Origin of the sequence: Arthrobacter wenxiniae (genome assembly GCF_013376105.1) — a bacterium.
Taxonomy (GTDB): domain Bacteria; phylum Actinomycetota; class Actinomycetes; order Actinomycetales; family Micrococcaceae; genus Specibacter; species Specibacter wenxiniae.
The window spans coordinates 1-2554 of sequence record NZ_JAAMFM010000060.1 but is presented as its reverse complement, the minus strand read 5'-3'; the positions used below and the strand labels follow the sequence as shown (position 1 = coordinate 2554).

The following is a 2554-nucleotide window of genomic DNA, read 5'->3' as shown; positions in this document are numbered from 1 at the left end:
ATCCCTCGGAAAGGCACTTTTCCGGTCCGTGCTCCGCGCCGGTTCGCGAGGCTAGCCTCGAGATTTCATCGACCGTGTGACCATGCCGTGTAATTAAAGCCTGAAAGGTGCCCCTGACGTGGGAAAATGTAGTTACTACACAGCATTTTCTACACAGTTTCAGGAGCACCTCGCAGGTGAACTACTTTACCGGGTTTTACCCCTCTGTTCGAGTTGATGCCGCCGGCGACGGTGTCGTGTCCCTGGCCGGCGGGGTGATCCTGACCGAGATGGTGAAAAGCTCGGGCATAGCTGCAGGGTTATCGGAGGCATTGTCACCCTGGCGCAAGCCATTTGCCATCCACAACCCGGGAAAGATCCTCATCGACCTAGCGCTGTCATTGGCCACGGGCGGGGATTTCGTTTCTGACATTGACCGGCTCCGCAACCAGCCCGAGGTCTACGGGCACGTTGCCTCGGACCCGACCATCAGCCGGCTCCTCAAAGTCCTCTCAACGGTAAAGCCAGCCAAGGTCCTGGCCGGTATCAACACTGCCCGTGCCGCGGCCAGGGCCCATGTGTGGGCGCAGGCCGGCGAGGACTCCCCACTGCATGGTGTCAGCACCGAAAACCGGCTCTTCAGAATCCAGAGTGTAATCCGCGCTGCCGCGTAAGGGCTTTGGGGCGGGGAAGCTGTTTCGATTGAGGTGAGGGCCTTGGGAGAGAATCAGATTGTCTAAGATCTCGATTTCTACCGCAAGGCCCTCGTGTTCAACGCTACCTTCCAATGCCCTGACCTGACCACTTTCTGCCGCCTCGACGGGCTCGGACTCGAGGTGACTGGGCAGTATGTCCGCCCGGACCGTGCCGTCCTGGCCTGCCGTGTTGTTGATCCTGATGACTGGTGCCGCAAGTGCGGTTGCCAGGGTGTTCCCCGTGACACCGTGACCCGCCAGCTCGGCCATGAACCCTTCGGCTGGCGACCGACCACGTTGCTGGTGCGTATCCGCCGCTATCAATGCACCGGCTGCGGACACGTTTGGCGGCAAGACACCACGAAAGCGGCTGAGCCACGGGCGAAACTCTCCCGCCGCGGGCTGCGCTGGGCGTTGGAAGGTAGTGTCTGCCAACACCTCACCGTCGCCCGAATCGCCGAGGGCCTCGGAGTCACCTGGAACACGGCAAACAAGGCCGTCTTGGCCGAGGGGAAACGGATGTTGATCGATGACCCGCACCGCTTCGACGGAGTGAAGGTCATTGGTGTTGACGAGCATGTCTGGCGGCATACCCGACGCGGCGACAAGTTCGTCACCGTCATCATTGACCTCACACCGATCCGTGATGGGACCGGCCCTTCCCGCTTGTTGGATATGGTTGAGGGCCGCTCAAAACAAGTGTTCGCCACCTGGTTGCAGGGCCGCCCACAGGCGTGGCGTGACGGTGTTGAGGTCGTGGCCATGGATGGGTTCTCCGGGTTCAAAAGCGCCGCCGCCGACGAGCTCCCCGACGCGGTTCCCGTGATGGATCCCTTCCACGTCATCCGTTTGGCCGGGGACGCCTTGGACAACTGCCGCCGACGCATCCAACAGGCCACGTGCGGGCACCGAGGACGTGCCGGTGACCCGCTCTACAAAGCGAGAAGGACGCTGCATACTGGCGCTGGCCTGCTGACAGAGAAGCAACAAACACGTCTGGAGGAACTGTTTGCCGCGGATACACATATTGAGGTGGAAGCCACGTGGGGCATCTACCAACGCATGATCACCGCCTACCGGGAGAAAGACCGGGCCCAAGGAAAGAAGCTGATGCAGGCGGTCGTTGATTCCCTCAGTACCGGTGTCCCAGCAGCGCTCACCGAAGTCAAAACGCTCGGGCGAACGCTCAAACGCAGGGCAGCTGACGTGTTGGCGTACTTCGATCGGCCAGGGACCTCCAATGGGCCTAGCGAAGCGATCAATGGAAGATTGGAACACCTCCGAGGATCTGCCCTCGGCTTCCGGAATCTCACCCACTATGTCGCCAGATCACTGCTGGAATCCGGCGGATTCAGACCGAAACTACACTCTGGATTCTGAAGAGCCCGAAAACCCTTTGGTAATCGACTTGGACGCTTCCCTCCTGAACTCCCACTCGGAGAAGGAAGATGCCCGCCCGACGTGGAAGAAGGGGTTCGGCTTCCACCCGTTGTGTTCCTTTGTTGACCACGGCGTCCTTGGCACCGGGGAGCCACTGGTGACACTGCTACGGCCCGGCAACGCCGGTTCCAACACTGCGGCCGACCACATCCAAGTCGTCAAGGACTCCGTCAAACAACTCCCCAAGGGATACCGGTCCGGGCGCAAAGTCATGATTCGCACCGATTCCGCCGGGGGCACGCACGGCTTCCTCGACTGGCTGACCGCCAAACACCGCAATTTCTCCTACTCCGTAGGGTTTCCTATCCATGGCGCAGTGGCCGATGTCCTCCCGTTGGTTCCCAAGAAGGGGTGGAGCAAAGCCTATGACAGCGACGGGTTTGAGCGTGAAGGCGCATGGGTTGCCGATATCACCGGGATGCTCGATCTTTCATCGTGGC

Annotated in this window: 3 protein-coding genes; all 3 read left to right on the top strand. The window is 60.7% G+C overall.

The genetic code is table 11. The features are described 5' to 3' along the window. Window positions 1-176: 176 nt before the first annotated feature. Window positions 177-653: a transposase gene (locus G6034_RS20225; protein WP_176636724.1), complete on the top strand. Its 477-nt coding sequence runs from the start codon at window positions 177-179 to the stop codon at window positions 651-653. A 93-nt stretch (window positions 654-746) separates the two neighbouring features. Next, window positions 747-2054, top strand: a complete 1308-nt coding sequence (locus tag G6034_RS19310; RefSeq protein WP_176636723.1) for an ISL3 family transposase — start codon at window positions 747-749, stop codon at window positions 2052-2054. Window positions 2055-2082: 28 nt separating this feature from the next. Beyond that, window positions 2083-2554: transposase (locus tag G6034_RS19305; RefSeq protein ID WP_176636722.1), on the top strand; the 472-nt coding region annotated here is incomplete at its 3' end.